The following is a 23,949-nucleotide window of genomic DNA, read 5'->3' as shown; positions in this document are numbered from 1 at the left end:
GCACGCCGTCCTCCACCAATACCGCGATCGGCATGGCGCCCAATGCATCGCGCAGATACAACAATCCGTTCTCATCGACCTTGGGCGCCGCGGGGCTTAGCCAATCGAACAGCGCTCTCGCGGACAGATCGGGCGGCATCTCTACCGCCGTGTTCTCCCATTTCTCGGGATCGACCATCGGCAAATCGCCTTTCTCGCCGAGCAAACCGGCAGCGAGCCGGCTCGCCACCACCACGGCCCATGCATTGCCATGGCGGCGCGCAAACGCGATCACATTCGACGCATGCTTTCCGCGCACGGCGAGCGGCAGATATTCGCTGTGGCTCAGCAACTCGGGCAAATGCGCCCGCAACGCCAGCACGCGTTGCACCACCGCGAGTTTCACGCGTCCGTCATGCCAACTCGACAGGAATTCGGACGGTGGCGTTTGCGCGAGCCATGCCTCGCGTTTGGCGAAATCGACAGGCCGCCGGTTGTCCGGATCGACCAGACTGAAGTCCCACAACTCGGTGCCCTGATAAAGATCGGGAATCCCAGGCGACGCCAACCGCAACACCGTCTGCTGCAAGCTATTGAGCGCACCGGCGCGGCCGATTCGCGCGACGAACGCGGATAATTCCTTCAGGAATCCGTCACGCCGCTGCGGCGCCAGGACGTCGAACAGGAACTCACGGCAAGCGGCTTCGTAGGCTTCGTCCGGGGCGAGCCAGTTGGTTTGCAGCTTGGCTTCGCGCAACGCCTTCAATTGCCACTGCGCGACGCGTTCGGCCAGTTCCTTCACGCCGGCTTCGTCGTCCGGTTGCAGGTCGGGCGGCCAGCAACCCACCAGCGTTTGATACAGCATCGCTTCGGCGGCGGGGCCGGGCGCCCAGTCGTAACTCGTGTCCTGGCCGACGCTGCTGACGGGCTTGCCGTCGAGCGCACGACGATGCGGCGCATTCAGCGTGGACCACGCACGCAGCGTCGCGCTCCAGTCTTGCGCGATCTCACTCAAGACAGCGATCCGCGCGCGCACGTCTTCGCCACGTTTGTGATCGTGAGTAGCGGTCGCGAGCATGGCGTGTGGGAAGCGCTGGGATCGCTCCAGATTCGACGCGTGAAACTGTTCGACCGACAACGAGAATTCGCCCGGATCCGCGCCGACTTCGTTGCGCGACAGCAGTCGGCCATAGCGATAGCACGCCGTGTCCTCCACCGCCTTCGCGGCAACCGGCGCCGTCAACTGCGAAAACAGCGTCTGCGCGGTGCGCCGCGCGGAACCGGCATGGCTCGGCGGCGCGCCGTTCGGGCTTTGCTGCTGCGGCGCGCCGCTTCGTCCGGCCGGCGCTTCTTCGGCGCTGCCGCCAAGCCACGCATTCACGCGTTCGAGTGCGACATGGTCCGCGCGCGCAAGCGAGCGTCGCGCGCCCTCCAAGGCCTGCTCGAAATAGACGTTATCCGCCGTGCTGCGCAGACCGTTCTGCGGATAGATTCGATACACCGGAAAGTGCACGACCAGCTCAGTCAGCACACGCCGCAGCGTGGTGAACGTGAAATCGCGCGTGGAGAGCGAATCGCGTGCAATGCGATGCAAGGCACGCGCCGCGCGGTCCAGTTCCGCCGAGAGGTTTTCCGCGAGGATCTTGCGGCGTGCGGCGAGGGCTTCGTCGGCGAAACGCGGGCTGCGGCCAGTCAGTTCGGTCCACGTTTGCGCGAGCGGCTCGGCGCCTGCAGGATCGTGCAGCAGCGCACCCACGTCGTTCATGAAGTCATAGCCGGTCGTGCCATCCACCGGCCAATCGTCGCGCAGCGGTTCGCCACGTCCGAGAATCTTTTCGACCACCACATACGGCGCGGTGTCGCGCAGTTCAGTGAGCCGCTGCCGCAAACGCTGACAGTACTCACGCGGCTCGGCGAGGCCGTCGACATGGTCGATCCGCAAGCCGTCCACCACGCCTTCCTGATACAGGCGGAAAGGCAGCGCATGCACGGCCTCGAACACTTCGGGCCGTTCCACGCGCACACCGGCGAGCGTCGAGATGTCGAAGAAACGCCGCCAGTTCACTTCGTCGGACGCGGTGCGCCACCACGCAAGGCGGAAATGCTGCCGCTCGATCAGCCGGTGCAGGCGGTCACGCGTCACAGGGTCGCCCGATGAATACGTTTCGAGTGCGAACTCGATCGCCGAGCCGCCGTTCTGCGCGACGAACTCGCGCAGCATGTCGCGGCCTTCGGCTGCGCGCGGATGATCGGTGGGCTGGGTCGTCAGTCCGTGGAAACGCTCGGCGAGCGCGTTGAGATCGGAGCGGTCGGCGCTTTGCAGGATCGAGGCGTAGTCGGTCGGACACACCGGAAACACGTGCGGTCCGTAGCCGATATAAAAACGCCCCAGGTCGGCGGCGAAATGCAGCGCAATGCGGCCAGCCGCCAGTTCCTCGCCGTACGACGCACCGAGCGTGGGCAGCAGCACCTTGCCGCGCAACGCCGGATCGGGCGAATGCCAGTCCACGTCGAAGTGACGCGCATAAGCGCTGTGACGCCCCCATTCGAGGATATCGAGCCACCATGCGTTGCTGGAGCCGCCAACGCCCATATGGTTCGGCACCGTGTCGATGATCAGCCCCATGTCGTGCGCGCGCAATTTGTCGACGAGGCGTTTCAGGCCCGACTCGCCGCCGCATTCGGCGCTGACCTGGGTGTAGTCGACGGTGTCGTAGCCATGCATGGAACCCGGTTCGGCCGTGGTGATGGGCGAAGCGTACACATGGCTGATGCCGAGCGCGGCGAAGTACTCGACGTGCTTCGCGGCATCGTCGAAGGTAAAGCCTCGATGGAACTGGAGGCGAAGCGTGGAGCGCGGGACGGTCATGGCGTATCAGGCTCCGAAGAAGCGTTGGAAGAAGGAACAGAGGCAGTGGCGGCGCGGCGCTCGCGATCGACCGCGAGCAGGCGGTCGCAGAAGGCGTCGTTCTCGAACAGTTCATTGACCGGCAAGGCGACGCGGCGCCGCCAGTTCGGATGCTCGTCGATCGAGCCGGGCAGGTTCGGCTGCTCGACCTGCGCGAGCAGATCTTCGAGCGGGAATGTCACCAGCGGGCCGGGCGTTGCGGCAACGAAGGCGAGCGCTTCGTCCACCGGCGCGTTGTCGGGCGGCGGTGCAGGGACGTCGTGTGCGGCCACGCCGGCCTGCTGGAACGCGCGCCACAACAATGCGCGGTCTTTCGCGCGCTCTTCCTGGGCGGCTTCCTCGGGATCGCGGCCGTCGGCGCGCGCCATCGTCTGGCCGATCTTGTTGCGCCATGTAATGTCGCTGCCGCGCCACCAGCCGGCGACGGTCGGCAAATCATGCGTGGTCGTCGTGCCGACTGCATTGCGGTCCCAGGCGGCGGGCGGCTTGAACCCTTTGCCGTCGTGCGCGCTCTCGAACCACAGCACACGAATGCCGGCAATGCCGTGCTCTTCGAGCCGCTCGCGAAAGCCGGGCGGCACGGTGCCGAGATCTTCACCAATCACGATGGAGCGATGCCGCCACGATTCGAGTGCGATCAGACGCAGCAAGTCTTCGAGCGGATAGCGCAGATAGGCGCCGTTACGCGCGCTTTCGCCTTCCGGCACGAGCCATAGCCGCCGCAAGCCGAGAATATGATCGATGCGGATGCCGCCGGCATGCGCGAAGGCCGCGCGCAGCATGTCGATAAAGGCGGAGAAGCCCTGCATGCGCATGGCACGCGGGGAGAACGTAGTGAGCCCCCATGCCTGGCCGGCCTGGTTGAACAGATCCGGCGGTGCGCCGACCGATACGCCTTGCAGCATGTCGTCACGGTAAGACCACGCGTGACTGCCTGCGCTATCGCAGCCGACTGCGAGATCGGCGATCAGCCCGACGGACATGCCGGCATCGCGCGCCGCATGCTGCGCGTGCGACAAGCCCTTGGCGGCGAGCCATTGCAGAAACAGATGGAAATCGACCTCGTGACGATGGGCCTCGGCGAAGGCTTCGACTTCCGGGCTGCGCGGATCGCGCAACGCCTCGGGCCAGTTACGCCAATGTCCATTGCCGCCTTCCTGCGACAACTGCGCCGCCTGCAGCGCTTCGAAGCGTGCGTGATCTTCGAGCGCGCGTCCGGCGCGTTCGCAGAAGCCGTGAAATTCCAGCGCGCGCGCCGTGTTCTGCGCGCGATCGTTCGCGCAGAATTGCTCGTACAGCGCGCGCAAGACCTTCAGTTTCAACACGACCGCGTTCGGCCAGTCGATCAACGGCAGGTCTTCGAGTTTCGACCAGGCGTCGGTGGCCTGCGCGGCTTCGAGCGCGATGTGGACCGCATTCGCGCCGAACACGGCGGCGGCGTCGATATGCGTGACGTTCAACCACAAACGCGACGACGGCGAGTACGGACTGAAGCGGTTCGGCTCCGCGCTGAACATGGCGTGAGTCGGGCTGACGGCGAGCGCGTGCGCGCCACGCTTCGCGCTTTCAACGGCGATCTGCGCCAGCGCGGAATAATCGCCGATGCCGCCGTCGCCGATCCGGCGCAAGCCGTACAACTGCGCCGCGATGCCCCACAGCGGCGGCGCGGGCGTGTCGTCGCCGGCGTCTTGATCGTGCAGCGTGCGCCAGGCGTCGGCGACGGTATAGCAGCGCGGCGGTGCGACGGCGAGCGTCACCCGTTGCTCGTTGATCACGAGCGTGTGGTAGCCGGGTTCGTCGATCGGTGCAAGCAAGGCTTCCTCGCCTTTGGGCGCCGTGAACCGGCCGTCGATGATCGAGCCGCTTTCGAGTTCGATCCGATAATGGCTGCCCGACTTGATCGCCGCGGCGGGCAGGGCGATGCCGCGCCCGACTTCCGCGGTCATCAGTGGCGGGAGTTTGCGGCCCGAAAGTTCGGCCTCCAGAGCAGCCGAACTTTGGCGGATTTGCGTAGCGTTGCCGCACGGCAGACCCATCCGCTCGAGCAGCACGGCGAGCGTGGTCTCGGGCACATGTTGCGTCGTATGGTGCGCGTCCTGCCACTCCACCTCGAAGCCGGCGCGCGAGGCGAGAGTGACGATAGTGTCGTGATGGCGTCGGGTTGTCACGCGTGGCGCTCCTGTTGACCCGCGATGCGCGCGTCGTGGTGGATCGCATAGTCGCTGACGTCGCCGGTCAGCCATGCGACGAACGCGTATGCAGGCAAGACCTTGACATCGACCTGTTCGCGCACGCGCGGCGGCGTTTCGAAAATGACTTTGCCGGCTGGCGCCTCGGCCAACGCGACATTCTCTTTCGAGAGGTTCAGCGCAATCGACAACGTCTCGCCGTCGGCGAGTTTCCAGCGGGCAACGAGCGCATTGGCATCGCCGCCGTTCACGGCGGTCAGCACGGTCACGCCGCACGCCTTGCTGTGTTTCAGACGCGGTGTGATCAGTTTGGCGCGCACCGCCAGCGCGGATTTGTAGAAATGCATCCAGTCGAGCCGGTCTCTCGTTTCGTCGTCGCTGTACTGTGGCGCTTCATCCGGCGCGGGCGGCGACGATGCCGCGAACGTCTTCACGTCGTTCGGGTCGGGAATCTGGGCGCGCCGCTTCTCGTCGCTGAACGACGAAAAGCGCGCGAATTCACGGCGCCTTCCTTCGCGGACCGCGTCGGCGAGATCGCCCGTGTAGTCGGTGAAAAACAGGAAGGGTCGCGTCGAGCCGTATTCCTCGTCCATGAATAGCAGCGGGATTTGCGGCGACAGCAGGAGCAGGGCGGTGGCGGCGCGCAACGCTTCGTCCGAGGTCAGTTTGCGCAAGCGCTCGCCGAACGCGCGGTTGCCGATCTGATCGTGGTTCTGCAGGAACATCACGAAAGACGTGGGCGGTAAATGTCCGCTCGCTTCGCCGCGCGGCTTGCCGTCATGAATCGGCGACGCGTCGCCCTGATAGGCAAAGCCTTCCGACAGTACGCGCGCGAGGCGGCGGATCGGCTGGTCCTCATACGCGTGGTAATAGCCTTCCGTTTCGGCGGTCAGCAGAACGTGCAAGGTGTTGTGCGCGTCGTCGTTCCATTGCGCGTCGAAATGCGTTTCCAGCAGGCTGGCGCTGTTGTGCTCGTTTTCCAGCACCAGATGCACATGCCGGCCGTGCTGCACTTTGGCGCGGATATGATCGGACAATTCTCGCAGCCATGCATGGTTGTCGATGGCGTGCACCGCGTCGAAACGCAAACCGTCGATGCGATATTCGTTGATCCAGTACACGGCGTTATCCGTGAAAAAATCGCTCACTTCACTGCGCTCGAAATCGATCGCCGGGCCCCACGGCGTGTGTGTGCCTTCGCGGAAAAACGAGCGGGCGTACTGGTGCAGATAATTGCCGTCCGGTCCGAAGTGGTTGTAAACCACATCGAGGAACACCATCAGGCCGAGGCCGTGTGCCGTGTCTATCAGCGCTTTCAACTCTTCCGGGCGGCCGTAGGCGGAATCAGGCGCATACGGCAGCACGCCGTCATAGCCCCAATTGTGCTTGCCGGGAAAGTCGTTCAGCGGCATCAGTTCGATGGCGGTGACACCGAGCGCGGCGAGCGCAGGCAGGCGCTTCTGCACGCCCGCATAGCCGCCCATGGCGCCAACGTGCAACTCGTACAGCACCGTTTCTTCCCAAGGGCGTCCGTGCCAGCCCGTTTGTTCCCAACGGTACGCGCGTGGATCGATGACTTCGCTCGGTCCATGCACGTCTTGCGGCTGAAAGCGCGATGCCGGATCGGGCACCGCATGTTCACCGTCCAACCGGAAGCGGTACAGCGTGCCCGCACCGCTATCGACGCTTGCTTCGAACCAGCCATTGCCGGCGGGTGTCATGTCGTGCGTGCCTTGAGCGGGTCCGTTCTCGATTTCCACCTGAACCTGCTTGCAGGAAGGCGCCCAGAAACGAAACCGCGTGCGCGGCTTCGTGCCCGCCGCGCCGATGAGTTGCGCGCCGAACGGCAGACAATGCGCGTGATGATGCGCGTGGGGATCAATCGGACTTTCGGACATGATTCGTCACCATTCAGTTTTACTTTCGAGCCGCGTTGTGACGCGTCGATCGCGCCCGCGATATCTGACGCACCATGAAGCGGCCGCCCTGCATGTTGCCGTGCCTCGCCGCCGCTGCCTGCCGCCTAAGTGGTCGGCGACGGATCGCTACTGGGCGGATGCGCACCCGGATCGGGCGGAAGCGCCGTGAGGAGCCGCGGCCCATGTTGCGGGCCGGGTTTCCAGCCTGCCTGCCAGTCGGCTTCCCCCACCGGCTGCGCGGCCAGCATTACGAGGCTATGCGCGGCCACTTCGACCTCTGAAACCGCCAGCCGATGCGGCGCGCTCTCCGGTTCAGCAGTGTCTAACAGCACATGCCATTCCAGATGCGGTGCGGGAGGCGTAAACCGCAGTGTTTTCTCGTTGGCGTTGAGCATCATCAACAATACTTCTGTTTCGCCGTTTAAGCCTGGCCCTGCGCGACGCAGTGTGAACGCGCGGCCTTCGGGGTCCTGCCAGGCTTCAATGGTGAGCGGATCGCCGCGTTCGTCGAACCAGCCCACATCGAACAGGCCCGGCAACACTTCACGATCGCCGAACAGAAATCGCGTTTCACGCAGCAGCGGATGGTGCTTGCGCAGTGCGATCACGCGCGCGACGAACACGCTCATCTGGCGTCCGTCTGGCGACTCCGCGCGTTCCCAGTCGATCCACGATATTTCGTTATCCTGGCAATACGCGTTGTTGTTGCCGTTCTGCGTGCGCAGCGATTCGTCGCCGGCCAGCACCATTGGCGTGCCGAGCGCCATCAACAGCGTGGCGATCAGCGAGCGGGCCACGCGTTTGCGGGTGGCGAGAATCGCCGGGTCGTCGCTCGGGCCTTCGGCGCCCCAGTTGCGGCTGCAATTCTCGTTGTGGCCGTCGTTGTTGTCTTCGCGATTGGCTTCGTTGTGCTTCTGCTCGTAAGCGGTGACGTCGGCTAACGTAAATCCGTCATGCGACGTGACAAAATTGACCGACGCCCACGGCTTCCTGAAGCGGCGGTTGAACAGATCGGCCGAGCCGGTCAGCCGTGCGGCGAGATCGGGCCGCAAGCCGGCGTCGCCGCGCCAGAAACGGCGCACGGTGTCGCGGAACCGATCGTTCCATTCGCCGAAGCCCGGCGGATGATTACCCAGCTGATAACCGCCCGGCCCGATATCCCAAGGCTCGGAAATCAGCTTGCGTTGCGACAGGATCGGGTCCTGGCGCAACGCGTCGAAGAAACCGGAGCCCGGATCGAAGCCGTGTTGCTCGCGGCCGAGCGTGACGCCGAGATCGAAACGGAAGCCGTCGATATTGAATGCCGTCGACCAGTAACGCAGCGAATCCATCACCATTTGCAGCACACGCGGATGCGGCAGGTTCACGGTATTGCCGCATCCGGTGTCGTTAATATGGTGACGTTCGTCGCCGGGAATCAACCGGTAGTAGCTGGCGTTATCGAGCCCGCGCCACGACACGGTCGGGCCCATCTCGTTGCCTTCGCAGGTGTGGTTGTAGACCACGTCAAGAATGACTTCGATGCCGGCCGCGTGCAACTGGCGCACGGCAATGCGCATTTCGTCGAGCCGGTGCGTGCTGAGGTAGGACGGTTCGGGCGCAAAAAACGCCGCCGTGTTGTAACCCCAGTAATTGCGCAGGCCGCGCTCCACCAGAAAGCGGTCGTTGAGAAACGCATGCACGGGCAGCAATTCGACCGCGGTCACGCCGAGTTTCAGCAGATGGTCGATGAACTCCGGCGAAGCCAGCGCCGCGAACGTGCCGCGTTCGTGCTGGCGCAAATCCGCACGCAACATGGACGCACCGCGCACATGCGTCTCGTAGACGATGGTTTCACCCCACGGCACATTCGGGCGCTTGTCGTGCGACCAGTCGAATGCCTCGTCGATCACCACGCACTTTGGCATGGCCGGCGCCGAGTCGCGCCGGTCGATGGAAAGGTCCGCGCGATTCGAATGCACCCGGTAGCCGAACAGCGCATCCGACCAGCGAAACTGTCCTACCAGCTTGCGCGCATACGGATCGAGTAGCAATTTGTGCGGATTGAAGCGATGCCCATGTTGCGGCTGATACGGCCCGTGCGCGCGAAACCCGTAAGCGGTACCCGGATGCGCGTTGGGCAGATAGCCGTGCCAGACTTCGTCGGTGCATTCGGGCAGCGTGTAACGGCGGATTTCCTTGCGGCCAGTGGGATCAAACAAACAAAGCTCGATTTTTTGCGCGTTCGCGGAGAACACCGCAAAGTTGACGCCGAGGCCATCCCAACTGGCGCCGAGCGGATAGGGCGAGCCGGGCAGAAGCCGGTCGGGCATTGCATGCGACATGATTCCCCTTCCTGTTCTGATTGTTGAACGCTATCGTGGGTCTTCATGCAACGAGCGCGCGGCGCGAAATGTCGCACGCCGCGCGCTCGCCTTACAGCACCTGCGTCAATCCGCGCGCAATACGATCGTCGCGAGCGGCGGCAGCGTCAGTGCGGCGGAATGCGGCCAGCCGTGGCTCGATTGCGGATCGGTGTGGATCAGCCCGCCGTTGCCCATATTCGAGCCGCCGTACACGCCGGCGTCCGTATTGAGCACTTCTGTCCAGCGCCCGGCGCGCGGCATGCCGATCCGGTAACCGACTCGCGGCACCGGCGTCATGTTGCAGACTACGACGAGTTCGCGGCCGGCGCCATCGGTGCGGCGATAGGCGAAGACGCTGTTGCCGCTGTCGTCGCCGATTAGCCATTCGAAGCCGCCGGGTTCGCAGTCGAGCAGATACAACGCGGGTTCGTCGCTATACAGACGGTTCAGGTCGCGCACCAGCTTCTGCAGGCCGTGGTGGTTCGCATCGTCGAGCAGATGCCAATGCGGCGACGTATCGTGGTCGAATTCCGCCATCTGGCCGAATTCGCCGCCCATGAACAGCAGCTTCTTGCCCGGATGCGTCCACATGAAACCGAAATACGCGCGCAGGTTGGCGAACTTCTGCCACCTGTCGCCCGGCATCTTGCCGAGCAACGAGCCTTTGCCGTGCACCACTTCGTCGTGTGACAGCGGCAACACGAAGCGCTCCGAATACGCGTACACCATCCCGAACGTCATGTTGTGGTGATGGTATTGGCGGTAAACCGGGTCTTCTTCCATGTAGTGCAGCGTGTCGTGCATCCAGCCCATGTTCCACTTGAACTGGAAACCGAGGCCGCCGTCTTCGACACGCGCCGTCACGCCAGGCCATGCAGTCGATTCCTCGGCGATCGTGATCGCACCCGGTACGCCCGGCACATAGCCGACTTCGTGATTCAGGCGCTTCAGGAACGCAATCGATTCGAGGTTCTCGCGGCCGCCGTAAATGTTCGGCACCCACTGGTCGGCGGCGCGCGAATAGTCGCGGTACAGCATCGACGCCACCGCATCGACGCGCAAACCGTCGACGTGATAGCGCTTGAGCCACGCGAGCCCGGAGGCGATCAGGAACGCGCTCACCTCGTTGCGGCCGAGGTTGTAGATCATCGTGTTCCAGTCCTGGTGATAGCCTTCGCGCGGGTCGGCGTGCTCGTAGAGCGGCGTGCCGTCGAAATCGACGAGACCATGCGCGTCGTTCGGAAAATGCGCGGGCACCCAGTCTAGGATCACGCCGAGTCCGGCTTCGTGCGCCTTGTCGACGAAGCGCGCGAACTGTTCGGGTTTGCCGAAGCGCGCGGACGGCGCGAATTGCCCGAGCGGCTGGTAGCCCCACGATCCGCCGAACGGATGCTCGGCAATCGGCATGAACTCCACGTGCGTGAAGCCCATGCTTTTCACGTACGGAATCATCCGCTCCGCGAGTTCGTCCCAATCGAGTCCGCGCTGACCTTCTTCCGCGACGCGCAGCCAGGATTCGGCGTGTACTTCGTAGATCGAAATCGGCGAGCGCGGAGTCTGCTTGTCGGCGCGCGATTGAATCCACTCGTGGTCGGTCCACGGAAACCGCTCGACCTCGTCGACGTGCGCCACGACGGAAGCGGTGCCCGGCGGCTTCTCCGTTTGCATCGCGCAGGGGTCGGCCTTGAGAGGCAGCGGGTGCCCGTCGCGCGACAGCAGTTCGTATTTGTAGCGCGTACCAGGACCGACACGCGGAACGAACAACTCCCACACGCCGGCCTGGTGCCGCAGCCGCATCGGATGCCGGCGGCCGTCCCATGCATTGAAGTCGCCCACCACGGAGGCGCGCCGCGCGTTCGGCGCCCACACTGCGAAGCGCACACCCGGCACGCCGTCCACTTCCATCGGACGGGCGCCGAGGCATTCGAGCACCGCATAGGGATCGCCGCCGGCGAGGCGCCCCAGCGGCTCGTCGCCGAGAACGGGACCGAACGAATACGTGTCCTCGATTTCCTGCACCACGCCATGCCAGTCGATCCGCAAACGGTACGGCGCCGCGGACGTGACGCGGCCGGCAAAGAGCCCCGGCCGCAACTGTTCGAGCTCGCCGAGCAGCGCGCCATCGGCGCGCGAAATTACGCTGACGTGCGCGGCGTTCGGCAACAGCGCGCGCACCACCGGACCCGCGTCCGTGTGATGCAACCCGAGCTGCGAGAAAGGATCGGGGTGGCGCGCTTCGACGAGCGCGTCGATATCGAGCGGTTGGAGGCCCGCGGCCGGATCATGCTCACTCATAGTCGCCCTCGGCCGGATTAGGCGGTGTGGCGGCGCCTGGCGCCTGGGTTGAGGAATCGTGTGCCTGCGTGCCAGTATCGCCGAGCAGGCGGCTGGTGAGCGCGGCGAGGCCGCGCACGGGCAAGCTGAGCCACGTCGGGCGGTTGGCCGCTTCGTAACGGATTTCGTAGGCGGCTTTTTCGATCAGGAACAGATCGAGCAAGGCCTGTTCGGCTTCGGGCGCGACGAGCGGCGTCGGCGCCTCCGCGGCGGCCGTGCGGTACTCGCTGAGGAACGTTTCGGCGGCATGCATGCGGAAACGTTCGAACAACGCCCGCTTGCGGTCGGCGGTCTGTTGCGGCGCGGCTTCCGTGGTGGATTGCGCCGCTGCGCTCGCATACGACAGCGAGCGCAGCAGACCGGCCACGTCGCGTAGCGGGCTCGACTTCTGACGACGCTCTTCGAGCGTGCGTGCCGGCTCGCCTTCGAAGTCGATCAGATAAGCGTCGCCCTGCGCGACCAGCACCTGGCCGAGATGGAAGTCGCCGTGAATACGAATGCGCAGCGCGCCCGTGTTGGCGGAAACGAGCGAACCGATGGCGGCAACCAACGCAGCGCGGCGGTCGATCAGGCTTTGCGCGAGTGCCTTGGTTTCGGGATCGCTCATCTGCTCGATGCGCGGCGCGAGCAGATCCAGCGCGCTGGCGAGCATTGCCTGCGTGCCGTCGATCCATGCTTTCACCTGCTCCGCGCTAGCCGGTTCCGGCGCGAATGCCGGGTCGTCCGTCGGCGAGGCAAGCGCCACGTGCAGTTCGCCCAGCCGCCTGCCGATAATGCCGGCCAACGCGCTGTAGCCTTCCATCAGGATCGATTCATTGGCACGGTCCGGCGCCGACTGCGCTTCGGTATCGACGGCGATGGCGAGTTCGTCCACCGAGCGGCGCAGATAGTCGAGCGACCAGTTCCAGGCGTCGCCCTGATTGTCGATGAAGCCTTGCAGAATACAGAGCGTGTGCGGCACGCCTTCCGGATCGACGCGCACCACTTCGCCATACAGCGGCGCGGTGTTCGCGTAGCCCAATTGCGTCAGGTAGCGGCTGATCTCCGCTTCGGGATGGACGCCGCTGACGAGACGGCGCACCAGTTTCAGCACGGCGGCGTCGGCGATGATCAGCGAACTGTTGCTTTGCTCCGCCGCGAGCCAGCGAATCTCCGGCCGCTCGCCCAGCCCTTCGAGTTCGGCGAAACGTTCGGTCGGCAGGAACCTGATCTCGCTCTTCTGCACGGTCGGCACGACGGCGCGCTCGCGCAGCTTGCGCATCACGCCGTGCGCGAAGATCGGCAACGCAAACGCGTCCGTCAGATGCCCGACATTGCGGCCTCGCCGCACGCGCGCAAGCGCCAGCTGCATGAACAGCGGGAAAGTGGTTTCGCCGCCCCATGTGATCGCAATCGGTACGACGTAGCGCTCGGTGTGATTGCCCACGTCCGCTTCGATCTCGGTGAAGGCGAAGCCGCCGTTCGGGATCGTGGTCAATGCCGCCAGCCGCACGGCATGCATTTTCTGATCCTTCGACGCAAACCAGCGACGCCGGCTCAGCCACGACGGCAACACTTCCGATTCGAGCAGGCGCACGTTCTCCGGCGTCGGGCCAACCTGGCCTTCGCGAATCACGATCGTGACGAATTCCGGCAGCGGTTCCGAATGCGCCTGCGCCCACGTCGGACGCTGGCCGCCGGGGCACAGCATGAACCACAGGAAGCCATACGGCGGGAACGTCAGCAGATAGGTCAACTGGCCGATCGCCGGGAACACGGAATCCGCGGTCATTTCGATCGGCACCGAACCGTTGAACTCGGACAGATCGAGTTCGACCGCTTGCGGCGCGCGCGACAGATTTGCCACGCACAGAATGGGCGGCTCACCCGGCATCTCGCGCAGATACGCGAGAATCTTGCGGTTTTCCGGCTTCAGGAAACGGATCGTGCCGCGCCCGAAAGTCTGTTTCGCGCGGCGCGTGGCGAGCATGCGCCGGGTCCAGTTCAGCAGCGAATGCGGGTCGCGGCTTTGCGCTTCCACGTTGACCGCGTCGAAACCGTACAGCGAGCCCATGACCGGCGGCAGCACCAGTTGCTCAGGGTCGGCGCGCGAGAAACCGCCGTTGCGATCCGACGACCACTGCATTGGCGTACGCACGCCGTCGCGGTCGCCGAGGTGGATGTTGTCGCCCATGCCGAGTTCGTCGCCGTAATAGATCACGGGCGTGCCGGGCATGGAAAGCAGCAGCGAATTGATCAGCTCGATGCGGCGGCGGTCGCGCTCCATTAGCGGCGCGAGACGGCGGCGAATGCCGAGATTCAGCCGCGCGCGGCGATCGCTCGCGTAGGTATTCCACAAATAGTCGCGTTCGGAATCCGTGACCATTTCCAGCGTCAGTTCGTCGTGATTGCGCAGGAAAATCGCCCACTGGTTCGTGGCGGCAAGGTCCGGCGTTTGCCGCATGATGTCGGTAATCGGGAAACGGTCTTCGCTCGCAATCGACATGTAGATGCGCGGCATCAGCGGGAAGTGGAACGCCATGTGGCATTCGTCTTCGTCGCCGAAATATTCTTTCACGTCTTCCGGCCACTGGTTGGCTTCGGCGAGCAGCATCCGGTTCGGATACTCGGCGTCGATGGTGGCGCGGATCTTTTTGAGCACCGCGTGCGTTTCCGGCAGGTTCTCGTTGTTCGTGCCTTCACGTTCTACCAGATACGGCACTGCGTCCAGCCGCAACCCGTCAATGCCCATATCGAGCCAGAAGCGCATGACCTGCAGCACTTCCTTCAAGACGGCTGGATTGTCGAAATTCAGATCGGGCTGATGCGAGTAGAAACGGTGCCAGTAATACGCGCCCGCCACCGGATCGTGTGTCCAGTTGGACGGCTCCGAGTCGATGAAGATGATCCGCGTTTCCTGGTACTTCTGATCGGTATTCGACCATACGTAATAGTTGCGATGGTTCGAACCGGGTTTCGCGCGGCGCGCGCGCTGAAACCACGGGTGCTGGTCCGACGTGTGGTTGATCACCAGTTCGGTGATCACGCGAATGCCGCGTGCGTGCGCTTCCTGAATGAAGCGCTTCACATCGGCCAGGTTGCCGTAATCGGGATGCACATTGCGGTAATCGGCGATGTCGTACCCATCGTCGCGCCGTGGCGACGGATAGAACGGCAACAACCAGATCGCGTTCACGCCGAGTTCGGCAATGTAATCGAGCTTCGCAATCAGGCCGGGGAAGTCGCCGACGCCGTCGTTATTCGCGTCGAAGAACGACTTGATGTGTACCTGATAGATGATGGCGTCTTTGTACCAGAGCGGATCGTCGCTCAACGCCGCAGGTTTGCCGCGCCGATTCGTGCGCGGCTTGGCCGTGTTGCCAGGGGCATTGCCCACGGGTGACTGTGTGGTGGTTTGAGCTGGATCGTCACGCTTCATGTCGCACCTTCCGTTGGGGTTGGGTTGCCAGCGTCTGCGTGATGAACGCTGTCGGAGTCGCTGTCGGCTTCATCCGGCCGTTCGGCGGGCAGGCCGCCGAGCGGCGCGATGCGCCAGATCGAGAACGGCTGGCCCGACCCGAGCTGCACGTGCTGCCAGCGGCCGTGCCATTCGAAGCGCGCGCCGGTCATCTGGTCGGTGACTTCCAGCGGGCCATGATCGTGCAGATTCCATTTCTGGAAAGTCTCCCACGACAATTCGATATCCGCGCCCTGTTCATTGAACGGGTCGAGATTGATCGCGACGAGAATCACGTTGTCGCGTGATTCGGTGGCCTTCTCGAAGAACAAAACGTTGTCGTTATGCGCGGGCAGGAACGTCAGGCCGAGATGCGTTTGCAGGGCCGGGTTCGCACGGCGAATCCGGTTCAGCGCAGTGATCTCGGGAACGATGTTGCCGGGCCGGTTCCAGTCCCACGCGCGTAGCTGGTACTTCTCGGAGTCGAGATATTCCTCGCTGTTCGGCAGAGCAGCGGCTTCGCACAACTCGAAACCGCTATACACGCCCCACAACCCGGCCAGCGTCGAGGCGAGCGCGGCGCGAATCAGAAACCCCGTGCGGCCTTGCGATTGCAGATGCCGCGGGTTGATATCCGGCGTATTGACGAAGAAGTTCGGCCGGTACGAATCGCGCGCGCCGGTTTGCGTGAGTTCGGTCATGTACTCGATGAAATCGCGCTTCGATTCCCGCCACGTGAAGTACGTGTACGACTGCGAGAAGCCGATCTTGCCGAGCCGGTTCATCATGCGCGGCCGTGTGAACGCTTCGGCAAGGAAGATGGTGTCCGGATAGCGCGCGCGCACATCGCCGATCACCCATTCCCAGAACGGCAGCGGTTTGGTGTGAGGGTTGTCGATGCGGAAGATATGCACGCCCGCTTCGATCCAGAACAGGAACACGTCGCGCAGCGCGAGCCATAAATCCGGCTTGGCGTCGTGCGCATAGAAGTCGGGGTTGACGATGTCCTGATACTTCTTCGGTGGATTTTCCGCGTAGCGCAGCGTGCCGTCGGGGCGCCACGCGAACCACGTTGGATGCTCCTTGAGCCACGGGTGATCCGGCGAGCACTGCACTGCGAAGTCGAGCGCGATTTCGAGGCCGTGCTCATGCGCAGCGGCGAGCATCGCCTTGAAGTCGTCGAGCGTGCCCAACTGCGGATGCACGGCGGTGTGGCCGCCTTCGACTCCACCTATCGCATACGGGCTGCCGACATCGCCGGGCTGCGCGGTCAGCGTGTTGTTACGGCCTTTGCGATTGGCCACGCCGATCGGGTGGATCGGCGGGAAATACAGCACGTCGAAGCCCATGTCGCGAATGCGCGGCAGTTTCTTTGTAACGTCGGCGAAGGTGCCGTGGCGCGATTCGTCGTCGCTCATCGAGCGCGGGAAGATCTCGTACCAGCTCGCGAAGCGCGCCGCGGTGCGGTCTGCGTCGATCTTGTAGATGACCGGATCGCGGCTCAGGAACGGCCGGTGGCGCGCAGCGGTCATCGCCCTCGCCGTGGTCGGCGCGAGCAGCAGCGCGAGCTTCGTTTCAGCGTCGGCTTTGGTGAACTCCTTGACGATATGTTCGAGCGGCGCGGTAAGCGCGCCTTCCGAGGTTTCCACTTCGGCAAGCACGAGCGCGAACAGATGCGCGGCTTCGTCGAGTTCGAGTTCGACGGTTTGCCCCGCCTTCAGCTTCTTCTGAATATGTTCGACCAGCGAAGCGAAGTCGTCGCGCCACGCGATCACGGTGAACTCGTGGCGGCCCATGCGGTCGAGCGGAATGCGCGCTTTCCAGATGTCGAGCCCGGCGGGTTCAGCCGGCGTCATCAGCACTTCATGCCACGCGGTTTCGTCGGCGGCGCGCCAGATCACGGCGGCGGCAATCTTGTCGTGACCTTCGGCGAAAATCGCGGCGGTGATTTCGGCGCGCTCGCCCACGGTGCGCTTGGCCGCAAAGCGGCCGTTATCGACCGAAGGCGTTACGCTTTCGATCGCCACGCGCGGCGCGTTGATCGCTTCGACCACGGTCTTGCGGCCGCTACGCTTGCTATTCGCTTTGTCGATGGGCGGCGCGAGACGGATCGGTTTCTCCGTGATGGCGCGAAACAGGCGAACCGCGCCGGGTGCGAGCGCGAACGGCGTGAGCGTGGCGGGCGAAGCGCTGGCGGAGGCGTCGAGCGGCACGAAGCGCGTGAAGTTGCCCGGCACGCCCGCGAGGAAGCGCGCAGGATCGACGCGCACCGGCGCGCCGAGGTCGGGATTGATCGCAATCAGGATGGCCTCGTCGGCATCGCGCAGGTCGCGTTGGTCGGCGCGCAACAAGACCGCTGCAGGTGCGCCGGGCCCGCTCAGCGGGCGCAATTCGCCGTTGGCGTGCAGCGTATTCGTATCGCGCGCAATGTGGTTCGCGTGCGTGACGTGTTCCGAGAGATCGAATGGTTTGGCCTGAACAGCGAGAGCGAACTGCGAAGCATCGCCGCGCGTTTGCGACATGGGTTCGGTGATGCCGTATTCGAAGCCCATCGGCATCATCCAGCCCGTGCCGATCGAAACCGACGTGTACAGCGCGCGCCGGTAAGCCCGCTCGACGATGGCGGCGTCGTGAGCATCGCCCAACTCGGCGGCGAGGCGGGTGCCATAAGGCGCTTCCGGAAACGCGATCGGTGTGCCAAGGCGCGCGAGCGCAGCGTGTTCTTCGACCATCCAGCTGGAGCGGAAGTCCCACCAGCGCACCGACGAGAACACGCTGTCGAAGCCGGCGCCGTCGAGGCCGGCCAGATCAGCGCGAGCAAGGCCGGGCGTGGCCGCGAGAAAGCGCACGTCGGGATGCTTCGCGCGAACCGCGTCGCCCAACTGCCGCCAAACGCCGCTCGGTACGCGGTGCGGCGAATCAAATCGGAAGCCGCCCACGCCGGCGTCGGCGAGCGCCAGCAACTGCCGGGTCCACCATTCGACCAGCGCGGCGCTGCTGCCGGCGTCGTTGAAGTTGGCATAGGCGACGTTGTCCTCGCGATGCACATGGCGCGGGTCGAGCCGCGCCTCTTCAGACTCGAATGCGTGGAACCAGTCGGCATGTTCGGCGTACAGCGCGCCATCGGCGGCCATCCGGTCGATCACCAGATCGACCAGCAAGGTCAGCCCGCTTTGCGCGGCGCCGTTGGCGAGCGTGCGAATTGCCTCGGTGGCGGGCTGCCGGGCCTCGAATACCGGATGAAGACGGTCATGGCTGCCGACCACCTGTCCGTGGCCGGCTCGTCCGGGCTCGAAAAGGCTGCCGATCAGCGCGTGATCGAAGCCCAGCGCGGCTGCATGCGCGAACTGCGCAGGCCATGCATCGAGTGGCCCAACCAGAAGTGAATGAAAAAAGTAAATCCGCGGCGCGTACCCGTTTGGAGATTCCATCGGTCGTTTCCAGATTCGTCCTGCTGCGGTGTGGATGCAATTGGCATGCGATCACAGCGCTCATTGGGCTTCCAGAGCCGGATACCGCGCGATGCAAGAAGCGAGGGCGCGTACTGGTCAATGTAGTGCAAAGATCGTCACGCCGCTGGCCAGTAAGGGGTGCTTTGACGCCAGGCGTCGATTGCACGGGCTGGCCAGATCGATTCGGAAGACGCAGCAAACGCTGTGCCAGTGCGGCTCGGGCCGAGCGAGGGATGGTAGGGCCGAGGTCCCGCAGTGGGCCTGGCCGGAAGATGCGGCGGCAGACGCGAGGCATTGGCGCGAGGCCGCGAACGGCTGCCGCGTGTAAAACGGGCGGGTGGCGCCCGGGATTTACACGCGAAGGGTGAGGGGCGGCGCGATTCCCCGCAAAAGGCGGAGTTCTATGCGGCAGGGGCGGCGCGAGGGCGCGCTCGTGCCAGCAGGTTCACGAGCCGAGCAGGCCCGCTGCGATGTTCACGCACAAACCGAACACAGCGACGTTGAAGTAAAACGACAGGACCGATTGTGCGAGGGCGGCGCGGCGAACCGAACGCGAGCGCAGCATCACGTCCGACGTCTGCGAGGCCACGGCGATCGTGAACGAGAAATACAGGAAGTCCCAGTAGTCCGGGTGAAGCGCCTTGTCGGGAAACTGCAGCGGCGTCTCCGGGGCATCCGGGTCGTAGTAAAGGCGCGCGTAGTGCTGGGTGAAGATGGTCGGGATCAGGAACCAGGCGCCGAACATCGTCAGTCCGGTCAGCGCGTAGTGCCAGACCGTGGAAGCGCCCGCTGTTCCCTTTGCCGACGCCAATTCCAGCACGATGGCCGCAATACTCGCAATGGTCGCCAAGCAGATCACCATGAGCACGACGCCCGCGTTCTCGTCGTCGCGACGGGCGGATTCGCGCACGCCGCCTTCGTCGGCAAGGGCCATGTAGACCCAGATCATCGCCAGATAACTCCAGATGGCGGCGTCCCAGCCGACCAGCACGCGAACCATCGGGCGCGTGTGCGCCGGCACGGCCAGCGCCGCGATGATGCCGAGCGCAAGGCCGACCAGCATGCGTGGCCGATTGCGAAGAACTTGTGGAAGATATTTTGTCAGCATGGAATGGCGTGTGAAGGACTCTTGGTTTCGCGGATTCTACCCGGGCTTCGACCTGTATTTGTCGAATGGGCGGGACACAGGCTATAGTCTTTCGCAACGCGCTTGCGTGCCGCTTTCAATTGAAAGGCGATTGGCAGGCGGCAGCTTTTTGCCCGTTCATGCCATGCAGTGCGCACGCTTTCATACGGATGTCATCAGCACAACGTAGCTCGGCTCGCATTGGGGTTCGTGCGGGCTAACAGGAAAGACCGCTTAAGCGGCTTCAGGCCAGGTTTGGGGTAGAAGATCGACGCCACGCGCGAACGGCAGACCGCCGGGGCCGTGTGGCAAGTTGAGAACGACTCACCATCTGGAGTCCCCATGACAGATGTTCCCGAGAATAATGATGCGCACCACGAAGTGACGCATCCCGCAGGCTTGTCGTCATCAGCTTCGTTTTCAGCGTCGCGTAGAGCGTGGGTGCTCGGTGCGTGTGCCGCGGCCGCGGCGTTCCCATTTGCCGGCGCCGGCCGCTCACTTTCATGGATCGCCCCGGCATGGGCCGATGCGCCCGCAGGCGCCGGGCTCGATGCCTTCCTCGCGCTCTCGCAGCGCCTCACAGGCCGCACCGGCTTCGACGCCACGCTCGGCAAACGCGTCTATGACGCCCTGGCCAAATCCGACAATCATTTCGACCAGAACGTTGCCGCGCTCAACACATGGCTGCAGGGCCACGGCGGTGTGCCATCAGATACCGTCACACAAGCCTTGCAGGCTGATCAGCCCGCGCTCGCGAAATCCGTCGGCGCGATCATGCGCGCGTGGTATCTCGGCCTCGTGGGCGACACGCCGCATGTGGAAGTGGTCGCTTATGAAAAGGCGCTGATGTTCGAGCCCGTGAAGGACGTGCTGACGATTCCGTCTTATTGCCGCGACGTGCCGTTCTATTGGACAAAGAAACCGGTGAGTGCCTGAACGTCGTTTCTCTTGCGTGTGCCGCAGCGTTCGATCGAATCGTTCGACGCAGCTCGGGCACGCGCGTACAGCAAGCCAGCATAAAGTGCTCTGCACTGGACCCGCGTGACGCGTTCAAGCGAACTCAGGTCGACACAAAAGAAGAGAGAGGGCAACAATGGCAAACGCAAACTCTGCCGATATCGTCGTGGTCGGTTCGGGCGTGGCAGGCGGACTGGTTGCGCATCAGATGGCGCTGGCTGGCGCGTCGGTGATTCTGCTCGAAGCCGGGCCGCGCATTCCGCGCTGGCAGATCGTCGAGAACTTTCGCAATTCGCCGGTCAAGTCCGACTTCGCGACGCCTTATCCGTCGACGCCTTACGCTCCGCATCCCGAGTACGCCCCCGCCAACCATTATCTGATCCAGAAGGGCGACTATCCATACAGCTCGCAGTATCTCCGGTTGGTGGGCGGCACGACCTGGCACTGGGCGGCCGCGGCATGGCGGCTGTTGCCGTCGGACTTCCAGTTGCGCAAGCTGTACGGCGTGGGGCGCGACTGGCCCTATCCCTATGAAACGTTGGAGCCGTGGTATTCGGCGGCGGAAGTGCAGCTCGGCGTGTCGGGTCCCGACAATTCGATCGATCTCGGTTCGCCGCGCTCGAAGCCGTATCCGATGAGCCAGCTTCCACTCTCTTACATGGATCAGCGCTTTAGCGACGTGCTCAATGCGCACGGCTTCAAGGTCGTGCCCGAGCCGGTGGCGCGCAACAGCCGTCCTTACGATGCGCGGCCCACTTGTTGCGGCAACAACAACTGCATGCCGATCTGCCCGATCGCCGCGATGTACAACGGCGTGGTGCATGCGGAGAAGGCCGAACAGGCCGGTGCGAGGCTGGTTCCCGAGGCGGTGGTGTACCGCGTCGAAGCGGACAACAAAGGGCTGATTACAGCGGTTCACTACAAGGACCCGAACGGCAACAGCACGCGCGTGACCGGCAAGCTGTTCGTGCTCGCCGCGAACGGCATCGAAACGCCAAAGCTGATGCTGATGTCCACTTCCGATAAATTTCCGCACGGCGTGGGCAACAGTTCCGATCAGGTGGGCCGCAACCTGATGGATCATCCGGGCACGGGCGTCACGTTTCTTGCCAATGAACCGCTGTGGCCCGGACGCGGGCCGATGGAAATGACCTCGATCGTGAACTTCCGCGACGGCGCGTTCCGCTCCGATTACGCGGCGAAGAAACTGCATCTGTCGAATGGCGTGCCGACCATGGCCGTGACCGCCGCACTGCTGAAGCAGGGCCTTACCGGCGCCGAGCTCGACCGGCAGATTCGCGACCGTGCGTCGCGCACGCTGAATATCAACAGCTTCCATGAGCATCTGGCGGAGCCGCAGAACCGCGTGTTGCCTTCGGCGGATCACAAGGATTCGCTCGGCATTCCGCAGCCGGAGATCTACTACTCGATCAACGACTACGTGAAGAAAAGCGCGGCCAATACGCACGAACTGTACGGGCAGATCGCCGCGCTGTTCGGCGGCGCCGAGGTCTCGTTCGACGACACCTTCGCACCCAACAATCACATCATGGGCACGACGATCATGGGCAGCGATCCGGCGGATTCGGTCGTGGATGCGGACTGCCGTACGCACGATCACTCCAATCTGTTCATTGCCAGCAGCGGCGTGATGCCGAGCGCGGCATCGGTGAATTGCACGCTGACGATCGCGGCCTTGTCGCTGAAACTGGCCGACAAGCTCAAGCGTGAAATCTGAGCCTGAACGGAGCACCACAATGAAGAAGAACACGTCTCGCGTGCAGCCGGTCGATGCGCTTGTGCGAAACGCCCGGCGCCGTCACTTCAGGGTCGCGACGCTCGCAGCGATCTTTTCGCTGTTCGCGCTCTATGTCGCCTGGCATGAGGCGCACGGCCCCAAGGTGCAGCGCAACGACGAGTTGCCTATTACGCAGGCCCGCGCGGACGACGCCTCGCGGTCGGCCAATGGCGAGGCCATCTCGGCTGAGGTGGCCGGCGGCAATCTGGTCAAGCGCGGCGAGTACCTCGCGCGCGCCGGCGATTGCGCGGCCTGCCACACGGCGGACAAAGCGCGGCCGTTCGCGGGCGGGCTGCCGATCAACACGCCGTTCGGCACGATCGTGACGCCGAACATCACGCCCGATCCGGGCACCGGCATCGGCCAATGGAGCGACGCCGATTTTCTGCGCGCCATGCATGAGGGCATTGGTAGAAGTGGCCAGCGCTTGTATCCGGCCTTTCCGTACGCGGAGTACACCAAGGTCACGGATCAGGACGTGCTGGCCATTCGCGCGTATCTGAATACGCTCACGCCAATCCACTATTCGCCGCCGGGCAACAGCCTGACATTCCCATTCAATCAGCGCTGGTTGATGGTGTTCTGGAATCTGTTCAATTTCACCGAAGGCCGCTTCGTTCCCGATCCGAAGCAAAGCGCGCAATGGAATCGCGGCGCTTACCTGGTGCAAGGACTCGCCCATTGCGAGGAATGCCATACGCCGCGCAACTTCACGCAGGGTTTGAAGTCGAGCTCACGTCTTTCGGGTGCCGTGCAGGCCGGCTGGCACGCATACAACATCACGTCCGACAAGACGAGCGGCGTGGGCAACTGGAGCGACGACGAGCTGGTGTCGTATCTATCGACCGGCGCGGCGCCGGGCCGTGCCAACGCGGCCGGCCCAATGGCCGAAGTGGTGGCCGACAGCACACAATATCTGACGCGCGAAGATCTCGGCTCGATCGTCGCGTATCTGCGCGCCGTGCCGCCGATCAACGGTGGAGAATCGCGCCCGCGCGACCAGTGGGGCAATCCCGCCGACGACGTGACGGCACTGCGCGGCACTGCCATTCATGCCGTGAACGGCGCGCAATTGTTCGTGGCGAACTGCGCGAGCTGCCATAGCTGGACGGGGCAGGGTGTGGGCGCGAGCGCGCCCGGGGCGTATCCGTCGCTGATCCATAACTCGGCGGTGGGCGCGAGCGACGCCAACAATCTGGCGCTGGTGATCCTGCGCGGCGTCAGTCGTACGACGAAACAGGCGGACGTGTTGATGCCGGCATTCGGCACCCAGCTCAGCGACGATCAGGTGGCCGCCATTACGAACTACGTGACCAGACAGTTCGGCAATCCGCAATCGACCGTAACGGCCGATCAGGTGGCCAAACTGCGCACTCAGCAATAGTGACCGCGTTAGGCGTGTATTTGCGGTAAGGGCTGCCGGAAATATCCCGGTTTTGCGTCGATTTGCGTCGTTTCAGCTCGCTGCGGCGCCAGGATACGATGGGCAGCGCGCATACACGTCGC

The 23,949-nt window shown here is 64.0% G+C and carries 11 protein-coding genes; 3 read left to right on the top strand and 8 right to left on the bottom strand.

Translation table 11 applies throughout. The features are described 5' to 3' along the window. The 8 genes from treY to P0D71_RS23140 all read right to left on the bottom strand — a co-directional run. Positions 1–2,848, bottom strand: a 2,848-nt coding sequence (treY, locus tag P0D71_RS23175; RefSeq protein ID WP_408482296.1) for a malto-oligosyltrehalose synthase, incomplete at its 3' end; no start/stop codon positions are given. Continuing rightward, the gene (gene malQ / locus P0D71_RS23170; RefSeq protein ID WP_408482294.1) at positions 2,845–5,055 is read right to left on the bottom strand and encodes a 4-alpha-glucanotransferase; all 2,211 of its coding nucleotides are present in this window, start codon (positions 5,053–5,055) and stop codon (positions 2,845–2,847) included. The genes malQ and treY, both read right to left, overlap by 4 nt. Further along, positions 5,052–6,974, bottom strand: coding sequence for a malto-oligosyltrehalose trehalohydrolase (gene treZ / locus P0D71_RS23165; RefSeq protein WP_408482292.1), 1,923 nt, complete (start codon positions 6,972–6,974; stop codon positions 5,052–5,054). Before treZ ends, malQ begins: the two co-directional genes overlap by 4 nt. 125 nt (positions 6,975–7,099) lie before the next feature. Beyond that, positions 7,100–9,319 carry a glycogen debranching protein GlgX gene (gene glgX, locus P0D71_RS23160; RefSeq protein WP_408482291.1) on the bottom strand — a complete coding sequence of 740 codons (2,220 nt, stop codon included), beginning with the start codon at positions 9,317–9,319 and terminating at the stop codon, positions 7,100–7,102. A gap of 105 nt (positions 9,320–9,424) precedes the next feature. Further along, positions 9,425–11,635: a 1,4-alpha-glucan branching protein GlgB gene (gene glgB / locus P0D71_RS23155; protein WP_408482290.1), complete on the bottom strand. Its 2,211-nt coding sequence runs from the start codon at positions 11,633–11,635 to the stop codon at positions 9,425–9,427. Further along, entirely contained in the window at positions 11,628–15,092 is a 3,465-nt protein-coding gene (treS, locus tag P0D71_RS23150) for a maltose alpha-D-glucosyltransferase (RefSeq protein ID WP_408482289.1), read from the bottom strand. The genes glgB and treS overlap by 8 nt, the downstream gene beginning before the upstream one ends. Further along, positions 15,089–18,541 carry a maltotransferase domain-containing protein gene (locus P0D71_RS23145; protein ID WP_408482287.1) on the bottom strand — a complete coding sequence of 1,151 codons (3,453 nt, stop codon included), beginning with the start codon at positions 18,539–18,541 and terminating at the stop codon, positions 15,089–15,091. Before P0D71_RS23145 ends, treS begins: the two co-directional genes overlap by 4 nt. 466 nt (positions 18,542–19,007) lie before the next feature. Further along, positions 19,008–19,670 (bottom strand): DUF1345 domain-containing protein, encoded by a 663-nt coding sequence (locus P0D71_RS23140; protein ID WP_408482285.1) that lies wholly within the window; start codon positions 19,668–19,670, stop codon positions 19,008–19,010. A gap of 360 nt (positions 19,671–20,030) precedes the next feature. On the opposite strand from P0D71_RS23140, the gene P0D71_RS23135 reads away from it, so the two are divergent. From P0D71_RS23135 to P0D71_RS23125, 3 genes are all read left to right on the top strand, one after another. Further along, positions 20,031–20,624: a sugar dehydrogenase complex small subunit gene (locus P0D71_RS23135; RefSeq protein ID WP_408482284.1), complete on the top strand. Its 594-nt coding sequence runs from the start codon at positions 20,031–20,033 to the stop codon at positions 20,622–20,624. Positions 20,625–20,781: 157 nt separating this feature from the next. Next, positions 20,782–22,383, top strand: a complete 1,602-nt coding sequence (locus P0D71_RS23130; protein WP_408482283.1) for a GMC family oxidoreductase — start codon at positions 20,782–20,784, stop codon at positions 22,381–22,383. 19 nt (positions 22,384–22,402) lie between these two features. Continuing rightward, positions 22,403–23,827 (top strand): cytochrome c, encoded by a 1,425-nt coding sequence (locus P0D71_RS23125; RefSeq protein WP_408482282.1) that lies wholly within the window; start codon positions 22,403–22,405, stop codon positions 23,825–23,827. Positions 23,828–23,949 lie beyond the last annotated feature (122 nt).

The sequence above is a fragment of the Paraburkholderia sp. RL17-383-BIF-A genome, assembly GCF_046028015.1.
In the GTDB taxonomy this organism is placed as follows: domain Bacteria; phylum Pseudomonadota; class Gammaproteobacteria; order Burkholderiales; family Burkholderiaceae; genus Paraburkholderia.
The sequence above is the reverse complement of the archived record's forward strand: the minus strand, read 5'-3'. Positions and strand labels throughout refer to the sequence as shown.